Here is a 2,164-nt window from a genome sequence, read left to right as displayed (position 1 = left end):
TGAACTGCGTTGCAAACGGCAAGATTCTAAGCGAAGGCATCTTTGAAAAAATTTGGATTCAGCCGGCGGCGGGAGACGCGGGGGGAGCGCTTGGGGCGGCGTTGAGTGCGTGGCACAGGTATCTGGGAAACGAAAGGAAGGCCGGCGGGGTGAACGATTCGCAGTCTGGCTCGTACCTCGGCCCGGCTTTTAAAGATAATAATATTGAATCATTCTTAAAGTCCAAAAACATTCCTTATGAAAAATGCGCCGATAGGGAAATATCCGAGAAAGCCGCGCACCTATTGGCGGATGAAAAGGTGGTTGGGTGGTTCAGCGGGCGCATGGAATTCGGGCCGCGTGCTTTGGGGTCCCGCAGTATAATCGGAGATGCGCGCTCGGAAAAAATGCAGTCCACCATGAACCTTAAAATAAAATTCAGGGAATCTTTCCGTCCTTTTGCGCCCTCCATATTAAAGGAGAGGGTAGGGGAATATTTCGAGATTGACGTCGAGTCCCCTTATATGCTTCTTGTTGCCTCCGTCAATCAGGAAAGGCGCAAGCAAATGTCGGAGGATCATAAAAAACTTTTTGGAATAGACAAACTTAATATTCCGCGTTCCGACGTTCCGGCGATAACGCACATTGATTATTCTGCGCGCATCCAAACGGTCGATAAAAAAACGAACCCGCTTTATTACGCTATGATCGAAAAGTTTTATGAAAAAACCGGGTGTCCGGTGGTAATAAACACCTCGTTCAATGTGAGAGGCGAGCCTATTGTATGCACCCCTCCGGAGGCATATCTATGCTTCATGCGCACAAAGATGGATTACCTTGTGCTTGGGAATTTCCTGCTTGATAAGAAGAAGATGCCGGAGTTCAAGGACGACGGCAAATGGAAAACGGAGTTCGAACTGGACTGATGACAAAAATGATAAATAAGGATGTAAAAGAAATACGTGTGTTCGCCGGCGGAATTGGCGTCGTATTCCAGATTATCGCCGTTGTTTCATGGTGGCGCGGAGGAAACCTTTACCCGTACATTTCGGGTCTTGGGGTTGTCTTTGCGGTTGTCGGCCTAACCCTTCCGAAATTAATGAAACCAGTTTACGCAAGATGGATGATCATCGCCGCGGCGATAGGGAGGTTCCAGACAAAGTTGCTGCTTGCAATCCTTTTTTATCTGGTTATCACGCCTGTGGGAATAGTTTTAAGGCTTTTACGAAAAGATATCCTGGACCTAAAGCATGAACCGAATGCCAAGACCTACTGGAAAAAACGCGACCCGATGCAGGGAAAAGAGCGATTCCATAAGCAGTTTTAATTAGCCGCTAAATGCAATGACCGCTTTATTTTATTTTAGGCATACACACAAGCGCGTATGTTATCTTTTTGCGAGGACTGACAACCCCCTCCTTGTCATACCAGTATTTTTCTACCACCGATTCGTTTAGTACAGATTCTGAAACCCAGGATGATACCTGACTAACTGTTACTTCTTCAATATTCTGTCTGTCGTTTTTCACCTCTTCCACCATTATTGACTTCACATCCACGGAAATTGTTTTTACCAGCTCAGCCCTTGCATTATCCGCGGCACACGGTTTGCCCTCTTCCGGATAGAAAGTCGGCTCGCACGTTCCTACAGCACAAATTCGGTCTTTGTACTTAGGGGTTATTCTCACCCATGGCGGAACTTGAATCTCTGCCTCGCCCGTATTAAGAGCCGGCGGCTTATTACTTCCGGTCGCGCAAGAAATTGGCTGCAATAAAGATATGAAAGCGAAAAGAGATATCAAAAAAAAATTTCTCATCTTTATCTTTAATCGATTAAACAGAGGGAAACGCCCAAGAAGATATGGGGCGATCCCTCATAAGCTTTTACAGCCGATATTCAGTTGCCGGTTTCTTTCTTAAGATCGTCAAAAACCTTGTCCGCGTTCTTTTTTACGTGCGCTTTAACTCTTTCGCTGAGTTCCTTGCTCTTTTCTAGGGCGTCTTTGAAGCGGTTGAAGTCCATGCTTACCAGAGAATAGTAAGTCTTATTTTCCTTGTCGGAGCACCTATCCACAACAGACACACCGCTTAACGTTTGGTTTACGACGGTCTTTATTCCCTGCTCGACATGCTGTTCGTCGCTTACGGCGTCAGCAGCCGAAGTCGAAGCCATGTAGTCTTTCAT

4 protein-coding genes are annotated in these 2,164 nt (G+C 46.3%); 2 read left to right on the top strand and 2 right to left on the bottom strand.

Annotation, left to right across the window (positions count from 1 at the left end):
* Positions 1–905: carbamoyltransferase C-terminal domain-containing protein (locus tag V3S16_RS11150; RefSeq protein ID WP_413884927.1), on the top strand; the 905-nt coding region annotated here is incomplete at its 5' end.
* Complete coding sequence (locus V3S16_RS11145; protein WP_413884925.1) at positions 878–1,306, top strand: SxtJ family membrane protein; 429 nt, start codon at positions 878–880, stop codon at positions 1,304–1,306. The genes V3S16_RS11150 and V3S16_RS11145, both read left to right, overlap by 28 nt.
* Before the next feature lie 25 nt (positions 1,307–1,331).
* On the opposite strand, the gene V3S16_RS11140 is transcribed toward V3S16_RS11145, so the two are convergent.
* Together V3S16_RS11140 and V3S16_RS11135 are read right to left on the bottom strand one after the other, a co-directional pair.
* Complete coding sequence (locus V3S16_RS11140; RefSeq protein ID WP_413884924.1) at positions 1,332–1,667, bottom strand: hypothetical protein; 336 nt, start codon at positions 1,665–1,667, stop codon at positions 1,332–1,334.
* A gap of 209 nt (positions 1,668–1,876) precedes the next feature.
* Positions 1,877–2,164: hypothetical protein (locus V3S16_RS11135; RefSeq protein ID WP_413884922.1), on the bottom strand; the 288-nt coding region annotated here is incomplete at its 5' end.

The sequence above is a fragment of the Candidatus Desulfatibia sp. genome (assembly GCF_036446775.1).
Lineage (GTDB): Bacteria > Desulfobacterota > Desulfobacteria > Desulfobacterales > UBA11574 > Desulfatibia_A.
Note: the sequence above shows the minus strand (reverse complement) of the source record. Positions and strands in the feature narration are given on the sequence as shown.

Coding starts and splice junctions, on each gene's coding strand:
- V3S16_RS11145 (WP_413884925.1), top strand. CDS start 878: ATGGAAAACGGAGTTCGAACTGGACTGATGACAAAAATGATAAATAAG.